The organism is Bacillus ectoiniformans (assembly GCF_016908875.1).
Lineage (GTDB): Bacteria > Bacillota > Bacilli > Bacillales > Domibacillaceae > Bacillus_BX > Bacillus_BX ectoiniformans.
The window spans coordinates 41477-58110 of the sequence record NZ_JAFBES010000016.1 but is presented as its reverse complement, the minus strand read 5'-3'; the positions used below and the strand labels follow the sequence as shown (position 1 = coordinate 58110).

At 39.0% G+C, this 16634-nt stretch carries 14 protein-coding genes; 8 read left to right on the top strand and 6 right to left on the bottom strand.

Annotation, left to right across the window (positions count from 1 at the left end):
• Nucleotides 1-287: 287 nt before the first annotated feature.
• From JOC78_RS15590 to JOC78_RS17535, 3 genes are all read left to right on the top strand, one after another.
• On the top strand, nt 288-1649 hold the full coding sequence (locus tag JOC78_RS15590) for a hypothetical protein (RefSeq protein ID WP_204557701.1): 1362 nt from the start codon (nt 288-290) through the stop codon (nt 1647-1649).
• A gap of 1660 nt (nt 1650-3309) precedes the next feature.
• Entirely contained in the window at nt 3310-3618 is a 309-nt protein-coding gene (locus JOC78_RS15585; protein WP_204557699.1) for a hypothetical protein, read from the top strand.
• 115 nt (nt 3619-3733) lie between these two features.
• Nucleotides 3734-4351: a DUF4368 domain-containing protein gene (locus tag JOC78_RS17535; protein WP_239587218.1), complete on the top strand. Its 618-nt coding sequence runs from the start codon at nt 3734-3736 to the stop codon at nt 4349-4351.
• A gap of 5 nt (nt 4352-4356) precedes the next feature.
• Here the strand turns inward: JOC78_RS17535 and rlmD are convergent, their stop codons facing one another.
• Entirely contained in the window at nt 4357-5736 is a 1380-nt protein-coding gene (rlmD, locus tag JOC78_RS15575) for a 23S rRNA (uracil(1939)-C(5))-methyltransferase RlmD (RefSeq protein ID WP_204557698.1), read from the bottom strand.
• Nucleotides 5737-5956: 220 nt separating this feature from the next.
• On the opposite strand from rlmD, the gene JOC78_RS15570 reads away from it, so the two are divergent.
• From JOC78_RS15570 to JOC78_RS15560, 3 genes are all read left to right on the top strand, one after another.
• Nucleotides 5957-6463, top strand: coding sequence for an RNA polymerase sigma factor (locus tag JOC78_RS15570; RefSeq protein WP_338023221.1), 507 nt, complete (start codon nt 5957-5959; stop codon nt 6461-6463).
• Nucleotides 6456-7142 carry a DUF3600 domain-containing protein gene (locus tag JOC78_RS15565; RefSeq protein WP_204557696.1) on the top strand — a complete coding sequence of 229 codons (687 nt, stop codon included), beginning with the start codon at nt 6456-6458 and terminating at the stop codon, nt 7140-7142. The genes JOC78_RS15570 and JOC78_RS15565 overlap by 8 nt, the downstream gene beginning before the upstream one ends.
• 89 nt (nt 7143-7231) lie before the next feature.
• On the top strand, nt 7232-8074 hold the full coding sequence (locus JOC78_RS15560) for an SDR family oxidoreductase (protein ID WP_204557693.1): 843 nt from the start codon (nt 7232-7234) through the stop codon (nt 8072-8074).
• A gap of 203 nt (nt 8075-8277) precedes the next feature.
• Here JOC78_RS15560 and JOC78_RS15555 read toward each other — a convergent pair whose 3' ends face one another.
• Together JOC78_RS15555 and JOC78_RS15550 are read right to left on the bottom strand one after the other, a co-directional pair.
• Nucleotides 8278-10068: an ABC transporter ATP-binding protein gene (locus JOC78_RS15555; RefSeq protein ID WP_204557690.1), complete on the bottom strand. Its 1791-nt coding sequence runs from the start codon at nt 10066-10068 to the stop codon at nt 8278-8280.
• Entirely contained in the window at nt 10049-11791 is a 1743-nt protein-coding gene (locus JOC78_RS15550) for an ABC transporter ATP-binding protein (protein ID WP_204557689.1), read from the bottom strand. Before JOC78_RS15550 ends, JOC78_RS15555 begins: the two co-directional genes overlap by 20 nt.
• A 332-nt stretch (nt 11792-12123) precedes the next feature.
• On the opposite strand from JOC78_RS15550, the gene JOC78_RS15545 reads away from it, so the two are divergent.
• On the top strand, nt 12124-12300 hold the full coding sequence (locus tag JOC78_RS15545) for a cysteine-rich CWC family protein (protein WP_204557688.1): 177 nt from the start codon (nt 12124-12126) through the stop codon (nt 12298-12300).
• Between the two features lie 525 nt (nt 12301-12825).
• On the opposite strand, the gene JOC78_RS15540 is transcribed toward JOC78_RS15545, so the two are convergent.
• From JOC78_RS15540 to JOC78_RS15530, 3 genes are all read right to left on the bottom strand, one after another.
• Nucleotides 12826-13740, bottom strand: coding sequence for a diacylglycerol kinase (locus JOC78_RS15540; RefSeq protein ID WP_204557687.1), 915 nt, complete (start codon nt 13738-13740; stop codon nt 12826-12828).
• 101 nt (nt 13741-13841) lie between these two features.
• Nucleotides 13842-14654, bottom strand: coding sequence for an arylamine N-acetyltransferase (locus JOC78_RS15535; protein ID WP_204557684.1), 813 nt, complete (start codon nt 14652-14654; stop codon nt 13842-13844).
• A 117-nt stretch (nt 14655-14771) separates the two neighbouring features.
• Nucleotides 14772-15335, bottom strand: a complete 564-nt coding sequence (locus JOC78_RS15530) for a thioredoxin family protein (RefSeq protein ID WP_204557676.1) — start codon at nt 15333-15335, stop codon at nt 14772-14774.
• Nucleotides 15336-15582: 247 nt separating this feature from the next.
• Between JOC78_RS15530 and argC the strand changes: the two genes are divergently transcribed.
• On the top strand, nt 15583-16620 hold the full coding sequence (argC, locus tag JOC78_RS15525) for an N-acetyl-gamma-glutamyl-phosphate reductase (protein ID WP_204557675.1): 1038 nt from the start codon (nt 15583-15585) through the stop codon (nt 16618-16620).
• Nucleotides 16621-16634: the final 14 nt, after the last annotated feature.

The following is a 16634-nucleotide window of genomic DNA, read 5'->3' as shown; positions in this document are numbered from 1 at the left end:
TTTTCCTTTCTTCAGGGTTGTTAAGGACATTATATCCGTCAACCCCCGGACAAACAATACCGTCAACAATTGGCCGTTTTTGAGTAGCATTAACACCTGATGTATGAATGGACCCAAATAAATGATTATCAGAACAACTTAACTCATTCAATGGTAATATGCGGGACGTATAATTTTTCTTTTATGTTGTGTGTACCTATATAATTAACTTAATTTATAGTTACAAAAAAAATATATATATTTATAATTTTAATTGGAAGAAATCATGGGAAATATGAGGTGAAAGAATGGGCGGTACAGAAACGATTAGAGGGATATTATTTCAAGCATTAATTTGCTGTAAAGAGGTATTTGAAAGAGAATGGAAATTAGTAAGTTTTGAACCATCATTTGAAAATAAAGAAATAGATAAAGTAGATATTTTGTTTATAGATAATGATAAAAAAACCCATGCTATACAAGTGAAATCTTCTATAAATCCATTCGGTGAAGCTGATTTAAAAAGATGGATTAAAAGCCTGAAAGAGGATTTTAAATCAGATTATTACGAATTACAGTTAGTAGGCACTTTAAAAGCAAACGCTAATAAATACATTAACAATTTGAATAAAGATAGTAATATTAAAATAGTTATTACGCCGTTTAATGTAGGCGATGTTGAAAAACAAATAGTAAATCTAGCCAAGAACTTTCTAGATGAAAAGAATATAGGCAGTAATGAAAAAGCTCTAAAGAATAATATAAAGATTCTCAGTTATGAGGTTCTTAAAAGCAGTATAAGCAATGAAAAATTCAATTTAGAAAAAATATTTGATATTATTACAAGCTCTAATAATGATGATATGAAAAGTTTTTGTAAACTAATTAGAGAAAGATTAGAAGAAAGAATAAACTTATTTATGAAATTTTTTGAGGGAAGTTTTGCTTTATATGGATTCGGATCTAATGAATCAAAACAAGCATTAAAAGATTTAGGCGTAAAGTTAAAAAATATTGAATCTAATTTTAAAATGGACATTTCAAGAATAATAAAAAAAATAGAAAATGAGGAGAAATACTATTCTTATTTATGCGAAGAATATCTCGATTATGAAAAAGTAGCTATTGAAAATGTTTTAGAAAATTTGAATATTCCTCAAAACACTTATTTTAAAAAAAATAACATTACTTATCATTTACATTTAAGGAGATATATTAATGATTTAAAAGAAATGTATAATTCGATAAGTGAAAAAGTTGAATCTAAATACTTTCTTGAAAAAAGGTACATGGATTTATTTGAAACACAGGAAGACATCATTATAAAATATAAAAATTTAAAGGACTTAGAAAAAGAATTTAAAAAGTTAACATTTAAAGAACAGCAATATCCAAGAGTATTGGGTTATTGTGATGATGAAGAAAAATATTGGTTTTTAAAAGAAAATATAAATGCGGATAATAACGTTAATCATATTTTATCGGAAGAGGCTATGTATAATCATCTAGTTCGTGAAATAGAAGCTTTTACAAGTGGAGGAAGTTTTGGACCGCAACTGCACATAAAATATGCTATATTTTTCCAAGAAGTCTCTGAGGAGATTAAATTAAAATTAAAGGATCATAAGAATAGATCAACTATAAAATATATTTTTATAGAACGAGAATAAAAATATTAAACAAATATAAATACTCATAACAAATTAATTGGGGGGAAATTCAGTCGGAAGTTCCGCTTCTTCCGACTGAATTTGCAGCCATGAAGCACATTAAACAAAGAAACTTCTCTCCAATAAATAATTACCAGATATATTTCTTTTAGGACTGTTGGAATATTAGTGGACTTTTGCTTGAGAAATATCAGTTGGAACACATTTTTTTATTTTTTCAGCAAATGTGTATTGCAATACTATGTATTTTTTCATTTCAAAATACAGCTAATCTACGATAATAGGGCAATAGAATTTTACAATGTGTGAACTAATTTATGGATTTGAAAGTAAAAATTGTCTGAATCTAGTGTCTGTATAACAGTAGACCTTAATTTGTTGAATGATTGTGTTAAGATGCTCAATTGAGACATTTGGATGGCTGAATGATGAAACATACAGCCAGCTTCCTAAAAGTAGGTTTCGTATATTGATTCTATTCAAAAGGGTGTAATCTAAGAAACTTTATTTTTCTTATTGTAGTTAAGTTGTTTTGGATATAACTCATTTTCCCAATAACCTAAAAATAACGCATACTGTTTTCCAAGGAGTATGCGCGATTTTATGCAACAACACCAGCAACGCTGCATCCCAAAAAACACGCTCAAACCGTTGCCAGTAATGGTTTTTATATAGAGTGCATAAATTAACGTATAAACAATGTTCATAAGAAAAGGCACAAAACGTTGGTATAATAGCGTTTTGTGCCTTTCTATGTATTCCTAAACCTTTATTTGCGAACATTATTAAAATTTATTATACGTTAGCAGCATGCATTTAAATCTTCTTTTGAAATGTTATCTTTATTTAGATAGAAAATATCGTGTATTCGCAAAAAATATAGTGCCTAATAAAAACAGCATAATGATAGCCCAACTAGCAATTGCTGAATAATCACCTTTAAAAATAAATTCGCTTGTTAAATTAACAGCTACCATTATTACCATAACTATATACAAACTTATTAAATGCTTTATATTTTCCGCTCCTTCACAAATATATGTAAAACTTTACCTTTAAGTATAACAAAAACGTCCCCAAAGCGATGTTTGGTAACATTTCTTAAAAGATTGTTGTTCAACAATATGGCCCGATTGTTGAGAAACACTTTTAAACTGTTCCGTTCATTTAAATAGTAGGGACATAATAGAACTTCTCTATATAGACCCCACCGGGTGCCTAGCCGATTGATGAAGACTCTCACAGAATAGGTTGCCTCTGTAAGACCTGCGAGAAAAAATTTCAAATATATCAAGACGTACAGCTCTTTACAAACGTATGCTCCAATATATGAAAACTAATACCATTCACTGAATCTCTGTTTAGTTCCATACCAACCAATCAATCAATCAATCAATCAAACATACTTACTTTCATATACCATAATAGTTATTTAGCGTATTCAACCAATTCAGATCATAGCTAGATACCATCATTAACTATATTGCCCTCACTTATAAAAATATTTTATTTTGTACGCTTAAACGTGAGGGCATAGTTGCCGCTCCTAGGTAAATTTTTACCAAGGGGCAACTTTCTTTTAGATGATCGCAACTTATCTTCTACATATAACGACGACTAGGGTGTAACACATCTACGAACTATTAGGAGGAAATAAACAATGAGAATGGTAAATGGAGTACTACCCAAAATACATGGAGTAAAGAGAAAGAGGAATAAAATTATAAATATACCAGAAACCTCTAAAATTTCAGTAGAACGGTCTAAAGATATTTTAGATTATTTCGCTATCAGCTCGACAGATAAAGATCTTATACAGTATATAGAGCAAGAAGTATTATGGAGAGCTTTACCGATTAAAGACGATATCGAATATACAGATTATCCTTACTCATTTGACGTGGTTAGTTTGCTTTTTATGTTGCTGAATAAAGGCATTGATTTTAGAGAAATAATGGAGATTTTATGATTTTAGCTTAATCACTTCATAGTTAATCCACTCTAGGTCAATTAGATTCCTAGGGTGGGCTTCTTAAATTAAGAATTTATTTAACCTCAATCTGAAAATGAAAGGACGAACGTACATGACCAAACAACTTAATAATAAACCTTATACATACTCCGCTAACATCCCAATGGTGATTTTAGGATGTCCTTTTCTGAATACTTCAGAAAAGGTATTAATGAGTTTATTGATTAATCAATCCAATACCTTTCAAAAACAACGGGATTTTTCCATTAAGAAAGAAAGACTACTATTCTATATGGGCATTAAAAAAAGGGCTCTAATTGATATAGTTAGGAAAAAACTCATACCCAAAGGCCTTATTATTAATTTTAAGGAGAACTCTAGTAACTTTGATGTTATACTGGGGGATTTTACAAATAGCCCGGAATTAAAGCGAAACGCTCTACAAAAGTTTATTAGCGAGGATATATCGAAACAGGATTATGATGATTTTGTAAGTATGCTTCAAGATAAACTCCAACAACTAGAGATAGAACAATCAGAGATAAAAAAAGCGATGGCAGAAAGTCACACAACAAGTAAAATATCTGCCATCGTTGAACAATTAAAAGAGTTTTTGAAATTTGATACCTTAACTTCAGAGATATTACTACGTTTCGTTGATAAAATTGAAGTAACCGAAAACAAAGATGTTAAGATTTACTACAAGTTTACACAGGTTGAAGGGTTTTAATCCCCTCAACTATTTTTTAAAACTATCTGTGAAACACACTCCACATGCCCCGTCATCGGAAACATATCCACCGGCTGCACTTCTGCAGTCTCATACCCGCCATCTTCCAATATCCTTAAATCCCGCGCTAATGTCCCCGGGTTACAAGATACATAAACGACCTTCTTCGGCTTCATGTCAATAATCGTTTGCAGCAGTGCTTCGTCACAGCCTTTTCTTGGCGGGTCGACAACAAGAACATCGGCTTTGATGCCTTGCTTGTACCAGTTTGGGATTACCGTTTCTGCTTCTCCTACTTCGAATTCAACATTGGTGATACCATTTAATTCGGCATTTTGCTTTGCGTCCTCAATTGCTTGCGGCACGATTTCGACGCCATACACTTTTTTCGCTTGCTGGGCAAGGAACAGAGAGATGGTGCCGATCCCGCAATAGGCGTCGATCACGGTTTCATCACCGCTCAAGCCTGCGTATTCTAGTGCTTTTTCATATAGCACCTTCGTTTGATCCGGGTTCACTTGGTAAAAAGAACGCGCGGAAATCGCGAATTTAATGTCCCCGATGTAATCATGGATCACAGGCTCTCCCCAAAGCACACGGTTTTCTTCTCCCATGATGACATTGGTTCGCTTAGAATTAATGTTATGAACAATCGACTTCACTTTTGGCAAGCGATTAACGATTTTTTCAACTAGCTGTTCTTGTTGAGGAAGCTTACTCGATCTCGTTACGATGACCACCATCAACTCACCAGTCGCTTTCCCGTAACGGGCAACGATATGGCGAAGCGTTCCTTTATGAGCGGTTTCATCATAGGCCTGAATGTGTAATTCATTGCAGATTTCTTTTACAGCTTGAACCGCTTCATTGATTTCAGCAATCTGAATCAAGCTTTCGTTCGTATCGATAATTTCATGACTCCGCGGTTTGAAGAAGCCTGAAATCAGCTGGCCGTTCTTCTCCCCAACCGGCACTTGCGCTTTGTTTCGGTAGTGCCAAGGGTTTTCCATGCCCAAGACCGGATGAACCGGTACGTCACCTAGTTTACCGATCCGCGTCATGACATCACGAACTTGCTTTTCTTTAAACTTTAACTGGCCTTCATAGCTAATATGAGACAGCTGTGTGCCACCGTATTTATGCATTTCACTTTTAGGCACATCCACACGGTAAGGACTCCGCTTCGTTGTTTCCATTAAGCGGCCGAAGCCATAGCCTTTATTGACTTTCGTTACTTGAATGCGGCCCGTTTCTTCCGGAAGCGCGCCTTGCACAAACAGCGGATACCCTTCTACCTTCGCAACGGCATGGCCTTCATGAGTTAAATCCTCGAACTCTACATCGAGAATTTCATTTTTATGAACAGGGGCTTGAATTTTTGCCACGATTACAACACCCTTTACGTTTTATTGTTTAGAATCGACCCATATTGTAGCATAATTCAGCGGGAAAAAGAAATGCAGGTAAGATAGACCATAACGCAGAAAAGTTCTCTATATTTTAATTTTCTTAAATTTTTTCAAATAATTAAAGCCAAATGGCTATTTGCGTTGTCTAATAGATGTACTAATTAATTTTAAGGGAGTGAAAGACATCGATCGGCTAGTGAAGAAAGCTCAAAAAGGCAACGACAAAGCTTTTATCAAACTTTTTCAACGCTATGAAGAAGATATTTATCGAATGGCTTATATGTATGTGAAAAATGAGAGCGATGCATTAGATGTCGTGCAAGAGGTCGCCTATCACGCCTTCAAAAAGATAGACACCTTAAAAGAACCAGCGTACCTGAAAACCTGGTTAATCAAAATAACCATAACGACTTCTTTAAATGTAATTAAGAAAAATAAAAAAGTAATTCAGCTCAAACCGGAGTATGAGGAATTTATCGGTTTAGAAGATCAGGATCCCCTCCTTTCCATCACTCTTCAAGAGTTAATTGAGAAATTAAATGAAGATGAAAAGAGTCTGGTTATCCTCAGATTCTATGAAGGATATTCCTTTAAAGAAATGGCAGAGATCCTTCATCTCCCTTTGGGAACGGTCAAAACAACGTTATACCGCGCGCTAGGTAAACTTCGAAAACATTTTGAGGAGGCTGATCTTTGTGAATAATATTAAAGAGGAAATCAATAAAATCGTCATCCCTTCTAACTTACACGAACGTACGTTAATAGGTGTAAAAAAAGCACAAGCTGAAAAGAGAGGGAGAATAAAAAAGTGGACGAAGAAACACGTAGTTTCCGCTATGCTTGCCGCGTCTTTACTTGTTCCTACTGGAGCATTCGCCTATCAAACCCTTCTTGCTGATGAACTCTATGGCTCATTTGAAAATGTAAAGGCACATATTTCAGGAGTTACAATGGAAGGCTACTTTCTTTTGAATGCCAAGTTAAATCAGGCCAAGGGGGATATGAACAAACAAGAATTCGCGGAGTTTAAAGAACTGCTAAGTGTGATTACTCATGCAAAAGTGGAATATGGAAATGAAAATGGCAACATCGATTATTCTCAGATCCCCAATGAAAAACTAGAAGAAATTAAGGAAGTATTATTTCAAATCCAACCCTATTTCGATCAACTAAATGGACAAAAATCAAGTAAAGACGTATTAACAGCTAGCGAGTATGAAGAATATATTCAAGCAATTATGACTTATGAACAAATTGTAGCTCAGACTGGCATGATTAAGGAATCTGCTGACATGGATAAAATACCGACAGAACTTAAAGGTGAGTTTTTGAAGGCAAGAAATATACTGAGTCAAGTTAACGAGAAACAATTGACCCACTAATTTCTTATTCTATAATTGTGGTGGTTTGAAAAAGTGTACAGCTAATGGAAGAACTCTGCTTTAATAAGTAATGAAAGGAGTGATCCCACATGTCAAAAAAAGTGGCTTTCATTACAGGAGCAAGCAGCGGATTCGGCTTTTTAACAGCCATTGAACTGGCAAAAGCGGGTATTTTCGTTATTGCCACGATTAGAAATGTACATGCCAAAGACCTTCTTCTTACCGAAGCTCGGAAGCACAACGTCGAAGAAAATATCGAAGTTCTGCAGCTGGATGTGACAAATCACCAACAGCTAGAACATGTAAAGGATCATGTTCTTTCCATCTATACATCCATTGATTATTTAATCAACAACGCCGGCTATTCTGTCGGAGGTCTGGCAGAAGACTTGTCAGTGGAAGATTATAAGCAGCAATTCGAGACGAATTTGTTTGGAGTGATTGCGGTCACGAAAGCGTTTCTTCCCTTGATGCGAAAGCAGCGCCGCGGCAAGATTATTAATATCGGCAGCATTAGCGGCTCTTTCGGCTTTCCCGGTTTAACACCCTATGTGTCGTCCAAGTTTGCATTGAAAGGCTACAGTGAAGCGCTTAGGCTTGAGCTATTGCCCTTTCATGTATATGTCAGCTTGATTGAAGCTGGTTCTTACAAGACAAATATTTGGAATAAAGGGCTTAAAGGGATCAACTTGAATGTGGATGATGACTATAAGCCGATCATGGAGATGGCCTACAACGGCTCCATTTATGCGAGAGACAACAGCGAGGACCCGATGGAAGTGGTGCAATTAATTAAGAAGATTATCTTCACGCCAAAGCCCGCTCTCTATTACCCAGTCGGAAAAGGCGTTAAGAAGATGCAGTTTCTAAAGAAAATTCTCCCATGGTCCATCATTGAAAAAATCGTCCGGAAGAAAATAAAAAAAGCCTGACATGTAGATTGACTAAAATATTGAAGGGTCAGGCAGGTTAGTGTCCGTTTCGAAAAATAGACGGAAATTTTCCGCTTAGCGTATGTGCCAGATTAGTAACTCCTGGTGACCATGCTTGGCCTTACTGACATTTCGCAAGAAAGCATGCTATTTTTGTTAGAATGATTCATATAATCAACAGACATGAAAAAGCCTCTCTCCCGCTATTGTGCAGAAGAAAGGCTGCTCGAACTGCTCTGATTTAATTGATAGTAGTACCCTTTTTTCTCTAAGAGATCTTCATGGCTGCCGCGTTCGATGATCTCTCCTTGCTCTAAAACAAGAATCTGATCCGCCCGCTGAATCGTGTTTAAACGGTGAGCAATAACCACACTCGTTCGCCCTTTCATCAGACGATCCAGCGCTTCTTGAATATGCATTTCCGTAATCGTGTCGATGCTGCTCGTCGCTTCGTCCAGTAATAGAATCGAAGGGTCGGCCAGTATCGCTCGGGCAATGGCAAGCAGCTGCTTTTGTCCTTGGCTGATACCTGACCCTTCATGCTGAAGCACGGTGTCATATCCATCTGGCAGACGGCTGATGAAGGTGTGGGCATTGGCTGACTTCGCCGCTTCTACAACTTCTTCGTCCGTCGCATCTAACCGCCCGTAGCGAATATTTTCTCTCACCGTTCCCTCAAATAAAAACGTATCCTGAAGGACAAACGCCATGTGCCGGCGCAGATCAAATCGAGATAACTTCGTACTGTCGTGACCGTCAATTGTAATAACGCCGCTGTCAGGATCGTAAAATCGGGACAGCAGATTCACAATCGTTGTTTTCCCTGATCCAGTCGGTCCGACTAGCGCGATCATGTCTCCTGCTTGAGCAGAAAAATGGATACGTTTTAGAATCGGCTTACCGGTTTCATAAGAAAACGACACGTCACGAAATTCAATATCGCCGCGAATCTGTTTGATTCTTTGATAGCGATCCAGCTTCTCTTCTTCCACCTCAGTGTCCATAATCTCAAATACCCGTTCAGCCCCAGCAATCGCCGAAAGCAGTGTATTAAACTGATTGGCTAAGTCATTTAAAGGACGGGTGAACTGACGCGCATATTCAGCAAAAATCACGATTACACCGATCGTCACCATTCCATTGAGTGCGAGAAGTCCGCCAGCCAATGCAATGGCCGCAAAGCTCAAATTGTTCAAAACGTTCATCAGCTTTGGAATGAAGCCTGAATACGTCTGCGCCCAAAAGCCCGCTTTCTTTAACCTCTCATTTCGTTCCATAAACTCATTATTTATTCTCTCTTCTTGAGAAAACATTTTCACAATGTGCTGGCTTGAAATCGCTTCTTCTATAAATCCATTCAGTTCCCCCAAATGCCGTTGCTGTTCCTTAAACTGTACGCGCGTCCGGCTCGTTATCCATTTCATGCCGATATACATCAGCGGCACAATCAGTAAAGTAATGCCTGTTAATATTGGGCTCAGCCAGATCATGACCACAACAGCACCCGTCAATGTCAGGACACTCGACACAATTTGAATGACGGAGCTATTCAGCGTGCTGCTGACGTTTTCAATGTCATTGGTCACCCGGCTCATGAGTTCTCCGTGACGTCTGCGGTCGAAGAAAGACAAGGGAAGCTTATGCATATGTTCAAACAGCTCTGTGCGAAGCTGATACACCGTCTCTTGCGCAATTCCAGCCATCCAATAGTTTTGTAAAAACATCGCCACTGAATAAAAGATGTAGGTTGCACCGAGAAATACCAGCAGCGAGACTAACCCTGCCTCATCTTTTTTGACGATATACTCATCAATCGCCATGCCGACTAAATAGGGTCCAAGCAAGGCCAAAGCAGAACTCGCCGCTACCATGATGATCACTAATAGGAGCAGGCCTTTTCGCTGTAATAAATAACCCGACAGCCGTTTTAAGACAGGAATCATTTCTTTAAAGTTTGGTTTTGGGAAAGAGATATTAGCGCCCGGTCTCGGCATACCGAATCCCCTCCTCTCCGAATTGAGAACGAATCATTTTCAGGTACAGCTGACTTGATTCCATTAATTCCGTATGACTGCCGGATGCTTCGATCCGACCGTCTGCCAAAATAAAGATCCGGTCTGCTTGCATCGCCGTGCTGATTTTTTGAGTAATCATAAAAATCGTGGATCCTTCCTCTTTTAAAGCAGAGAGCAAGTGAGCTTCTGTCTTTGCATCTAAAGCACTCGTACTGTCATCGAGCAATAAGATGGAAGGCTTCCGTATCAGCGCCCGAGCAATCGATATCCGCTGCTTTTGTCCGCCAGAAAGGTTCACTCCTTTTTGGCCAATCAACGTATCATACTGATCAGGAAGCTGCATAATCGTCTCGTGAATCTGTGCTTTCATTGCCGCTTCCACCATTTCAGCTTCTGTAGCCTCTTCTTTCCCCCAGGCAATGTTCTCTTTAATTGTTCCAGTAAACAAATGGGCTTCTTGGGGAACGAAGCCCATATTTCTCCTCAGCGACATCGGCTGAACCTCTCTTAGATCATGGCCGTCAATCAACACGGTTCCCGTATCAGGCTCAAATAGGCGCGGAATCAAATAAAACAATGTCGATTTACCAGAACCAGTCGCCCCTAAAATCGCAGCGGTCTCACCAGCTTGAACAGTCAAAGAGACATCAGCAAGCACTGGCTGCTTACTTTCTGGATAAGAAAAAGACACGTGTTTTAATTCTATTTTCCCTTTAGGAGATGATAATTGGAGACCTTCATGTCGATCATCCGGCTTCTCTTCCACATAACTCATCACTTCTGCTATCCGCTCAGCAGAAGCTTTTCCTCTAGCGAAAAAAGTAATGATAAACGTAAAAATCGTGAGAGCCGAAATAATTCTTGTCGCGTAATTGATCACTGCAACAATCTCACCGGGAGTAGCAGTGCCTGCTTGAAATTCAGCCAAACCAAACCATAGAATAGCAATTAAGCTTGTATTCATCACTAGCAAAAGCACAGGTGTCGTTGTCTCCAGCATGCGCAGAACACGGATTGTTCCTTCCATCAATTGTTCATTCGCCTGTTTGAAGCGGTCGCTCTCATGTTTTGAACGCAAAAAAGCTTTGATCAGCCGGATGCCTGACAGATTTTCCTGCATCACATTATTGACCCGATCCAGTCTTTTTTGAATAACCCGAAACAAGGACGAGCTTTTTCTCATCATCCATTTTAAAAAGAAAAGCATTAAAGGCGTCGTAACAAGCAAGACAGCCGCCAATTTCATATGAACAACAAATGCCATCACGATGCCAAAGATAACGAGCAGCGGTGCCCGGAGCATGATTCGAAGGCTCATAAAAATTGCATTCTGCAGCTGAGTCACATCATTCGTCATCCTTGTAATTAATGAAGACGGAGCGAACCAGCTGCTGCTCGCAAAAGATAAGGATTGGACTTTTTCAATCAGCTTCGCCCGAATATCAAATCCATAGTTTTGCCCGACGTGCGCTGCAAAAAAAGAGTTTGTCACTCCGGCCGCAAATGCCAGAATCGATGAACCAAGCATGATTCCACCCCATATATAGATGGCACCTAAATCCCTTTGCACAATGCCTTCATCGATGATTTTGGCCATAAACAATGGATGGGCAAGCTCCACCACTAATTCCACAAGCATTAACAGCCAAGCGATGGCCATGTAATACTTATAAGGATGTAAATATGATAAAACCTGTTTCATAGGCGACCCCCCATCTAGCCAATTTCATTTTGATAATAGTTCTCAATTACATACCGTTAAGTATACGGATATTCTTGCCAGTTATCAAATATTCACACTCTTTTCTATTATAGAAAAGACTGCTGCGCCCTATATCATACAAAAGGCTTCGTCACTTAATTTCCATGTTTAGGCTGATCGAGCGACTGAAACAATTCATGCGAAATTATGATGTCCCCCTCATAGTTACGTAGATAAATTATGCCATACTTAAAAAAACCTTGGATGCGGACGTCTATAAGGATTAAAATTGAATTAGAAAAGAGAAAGCGCTCTCAGAAAGGGAGATAGACATGGATAAATGTCCGATATGCAATGGGGATAATTACTGTGCAATGGAACAAGGCTCCGCTGAACCTTGCTGGTGCACGAAAGTAACAGTTTCTAAACAACTGCTAAAACAAGTTTCCGATCAAGAGTATAAGTGTATATGCCAAAACTGCATTGAACAATTTAACATTAAGAAATAAGACAGGAGAAGAAATGGGTGAAATTGACGCTAATTTCACTTTTTTCTTACTTTAGAAACTCGTTATGTTCCAGTCAGTCGATAAAAAGATGCTTTTACAGAAGTTAAGCACCCAGTCTGTTAAATAAACGGAGAAACTTCCCTTAAATAGCAACCGTCAAGAAACATTGTTTAAATAGCCGGAGAGATTCCGCCTATTGAATTAAAGACATGCCACGTGAGCCATTTAATGTGACATAACCGGATAATTTCCCCCTGTTCACCCCTAAACAAGCTTCCATTTTGAATGTAACTGACTAATTTCCGCTTATTTTTTCGAAATCCTACAGTCATTTTTTTACCCTTAAAAATACGCTCCTTCTTTCTGGAGCTTGGTAGGTCATGTACTTTTATCTGACCAGAAATGCCCCCTTTTTTTCATAAAAAAGCCGGTGACATTTCACTGAACGTGAAACGTTACCGGCTTTTAGATTTTAGAGGGGTTGTCCCAGCCTCTTCTTGCTACTCCCTACTAACAATCTGCCTTTTAATAAATTCGATCCTGCGGGCGCAATTGATCCACTGGTACAAACACTTCTAAATGACGGTACAGATTTTCAAAATCTGCAGGCAGCGAGCCGCCGAATTCTCCATCGAGATTTAATTGAACTTTTTGAGGCGCATGAATTTTAATCCGGTTTGCTTTTGTATAAATGACATGAGAGTCTTGAAGATGCTCACCACGCGAAGCTAGGCTTGCGATTCGGATAAACTCTGCCAAATTCGTCTTTTTCAGAATCAGCAATGAAAACAACCCGTCATTCACACTTGAATCCGGTGCCAGCTTCTCAAAGCCGCCTACGGAATTCGTTAACCCGATCAAAAAAAGCATGACTTCCCCTTCAAATAATTTCCCATCATATTCAATCGTGACTTCTGATGCTTTTATGGACGGCAGCATTTCAATTCCTTTTAAATAGTAGGCGAGCTGTCCAAGCATCGTCTTCAGTTTGCTAGGCACCTCATAGGTCAGTTCAGTCAGACGACCTCCGCCGGCAATATTAATAAAGTAACGGTCATTCATACGGCCTATATCCACTGGGATCGTCGCCTGATTCACTATGACGTCCAGCGCTCCGTGAATGTCACGGGGAATCTTTAGCGCACGCGCGAAATCATTCGTGGTTCCCATAGGAATGACCCCTAGCTTCGGCCGATATTCCTGTTCTGCCAATCCATTGACTACTTCATTTAAAGTCCCGTCTCCACCGGCTGCAATAACTAAATCAAAGCGGCGTTCTACCGCAATTCTCGCTGCTCTTGTCGCATCGCCCTCACCAGTTGTTGCATGAGCTGATGTTTCAAACCCGGCTTCCTCTAGTCTTTTAAGCACTTCCGGTAAATTCTTCTTAAACAATTCACGTCCCGATGTTGGGTTATAAATAATTCTTGCTCTTTTCATTGTGTATCCATCCTAGTCCTCATGTTAAAAACAATGTGCAAATTTTCCAGTATATTCTTTTTCTCCATTCATATTACTACTTTTCCGTCAAAAAATCTATTTCATTCATCACGTAATTTTTTGAACAAAGAGATTCCTCTTTGATCTAAAAAGTCGAGTGACTCTTTCATAGAAATCTCGTCTACATGAAAAGCTTGAGCAACCGCCTGCATCCATTGTTCTTTATTTCGATAGCGGTACTCACGAATGTCCCGGTAATTCATCACTTTTAACACATCATCACGCAGGAAATAACACTCATTCCCATAAAAACGAACGGCTGATATTCTGCGCATCGTGACATTGTCTTCCTCATCCTTATAGGAAGCTGACACATCTTCTTCTAACTCTTCTTCCGTCAATGGCAGCCATGTAATTTGTTTAGTGACAAATGTTTTGCCGTTTGAACGCCGCTCTAATAAGTAATGATGCTCATTTATTCTTGTGAAAATAATCTCTTCTCCAAAGCCGTGAAGCACGTGGCGTTGCTTGCTGGCTAGCTCAATCGGCCGAATGATCGGTGAACCGTACCCGACATCTACATAATAATTACGATCCCCAACCGTTACCATGATCGCCGCATGGCCCGGGGTTACTCGAACCATTTGGCATGCATACCCCAGTTTTTCAAGCAATCTAGCAAAATTTATATTTAATGAATAACAAGTGCCGCCCCATCCTCTTTGTTCGAGGTTAGCTATAAATTCAGAGAAATCAGGCACATCTTTCTTATCTTCTATATAATAATGAAACTTGCTGAACGTTTCATAAGGGATCAGCGACAAATGGTGTTGTATCAGCCGCTGCAAATAATTTAACGTTGGTTCTTCTTGTTTAATTTTTAACCGGTGTAAATAACGAGATACTTCATCCATTGTCTCACCCTCTTTCATTTCTTCATCGTATCACGAACAAAGCTAAAGAATCGTCTATCAGCCATCGATATATGAAAAACAGGCCTGGAGTACCTCTCCTACAGCCTGTCTTTTTTCTTAAAGAAGTCTTTCTGCAATCGTTGTCTTCATGCTTCGGTACACTTCTTGCCATAATCCTTTTTCATTCACAAATGCTTCTGTCAACTGCTCAATCATTTCGTTCTGCTTCACTTGGAAGTCTTCATGGTCAAGCGGAGGCAGACTAGAGCGCTTGCTGTTGACCAGTTCCTGCACAGCTTGAGCCCGAGGTCCCCAAACCGCTTTCTCCTCTCCCTCCTCATTAATAAAAATAAAGATCGGAATGGAGCGGGAAGTTCCGTTAGTTAAATACTGGTCCATTAATTCTATATTCTCATCTCGATATAAAAATCGAACATCGATGTCTGCTTTTTCTGCCATTTTTAATAAGATCGGCACATTCAGCATCGCATCTCCGCACCAGTCTTCGGTCAACACAATTACTTTCAGCTTCTCTTCCTTTACCCGTTCTAAAAAGGATGTTTCCTCTTTCAACAGCTGGAAAGAGGAGTGTATGTTAATTAAGTCCGTCTGATGCTTCGTCATGCCTCGTATGTATTGATCTTTTTGAATGCCCTTATTAAACCACTCTAATAAATTCATGGTGCGATCCCCCATATCTAAATCAAAAAATTGATTGACTTCATGTTAATTCGATACATCATCGTGTAAATCCTTTATCTTTATTTGGTTCTAAACCGATTATTGAATCGTAGCTTCTTGTCTATTATGCCTAAAGTTTAGCTGTTTTTCAAAAATGGTTGATTTAATCAGCTGTCAATCTTATAATAATAGAATATTTATTAATAATAATGAATAAAAATAAATATTATATTTTTAGGAGGAACCTATGAAAGCTGCAGTTATCGGCGCAACCGGTTACGGAGGAATTGAACTTATACGTCTTTTATCCAATCATCCAGAATTCAACCTTCATTCCATCTATTCTTCAAGCAAAGACCAGGTGCCAGCTTCCAGCGAGTACCCGCACTTAATCGATATTTGTCCCTTGCCATTAACCAAAATTAACGAAGAGCAAATCATAGAGGAAGCGGATGTCGTCTTTCTTGCCGTCCCGTCTGGCGCTTCCGTCGGTTTATCACCTAACCTTTTATCCAATCAAACAAAAGTCGTTGACCTTTCCGGAGACTTGCGTTTGAAGAATCCAGAAGATTATAAAAACTGGTATAAAAAAGATCCGGCTACACAAAATGTGCTCGATCAAGCGGTATATGGCCTAACGGAATGGAGCCGGGACGCCGTGAAGGAAGCCACACTTTTATCCAATCCTGGCTGCTACCCTACAGCGACACTCCTTGGGTTAGCACCTGCTATTCAAGCGGAAGCCATTGACGCAAGTCAAATCATTATTGACGCAAAATCCGGCGTATCTGGTGCCGGGCGCGGCCTATCGCAAATGATTCACTTTGCAGAAATGAATGATAACTTTTCTATTTACAAAGTCAATCAGCATCAGCATATTCCTGAGATTGAGCAGCAGCTTAGTCAGTGGAGCAGCATGACGGGGCCGATTACTTTCTCGACCCATTTGCTCCCGGTTACAAGAGGAATTATGTCTACTATGTATGCCCCATTAAAAAAGAAGATGACGACCAAAGAGCTTCATGAACTTTATCAAGAAACGTATCAAGATGATTATTTCGTCCGCGTCCGTCCTCTCGGTGAGTTCCCTTCTATCAAAGAAGTAGCAGGTTCTAACTTCTGTGATATTGGCGTAAGCGTAGATGAACGTACGAACCGAGTCACGATTGTGGCTGTCATTGATAACCTGATGAAAGGCGCTGCCGGGCAGGCGATTCAAAATGCCAATTTAATGTTTGGATTTGAAGAAACCGCAGGATTAAAAGGATTTCCGTTTTATCCATAATCTTATTACATAAG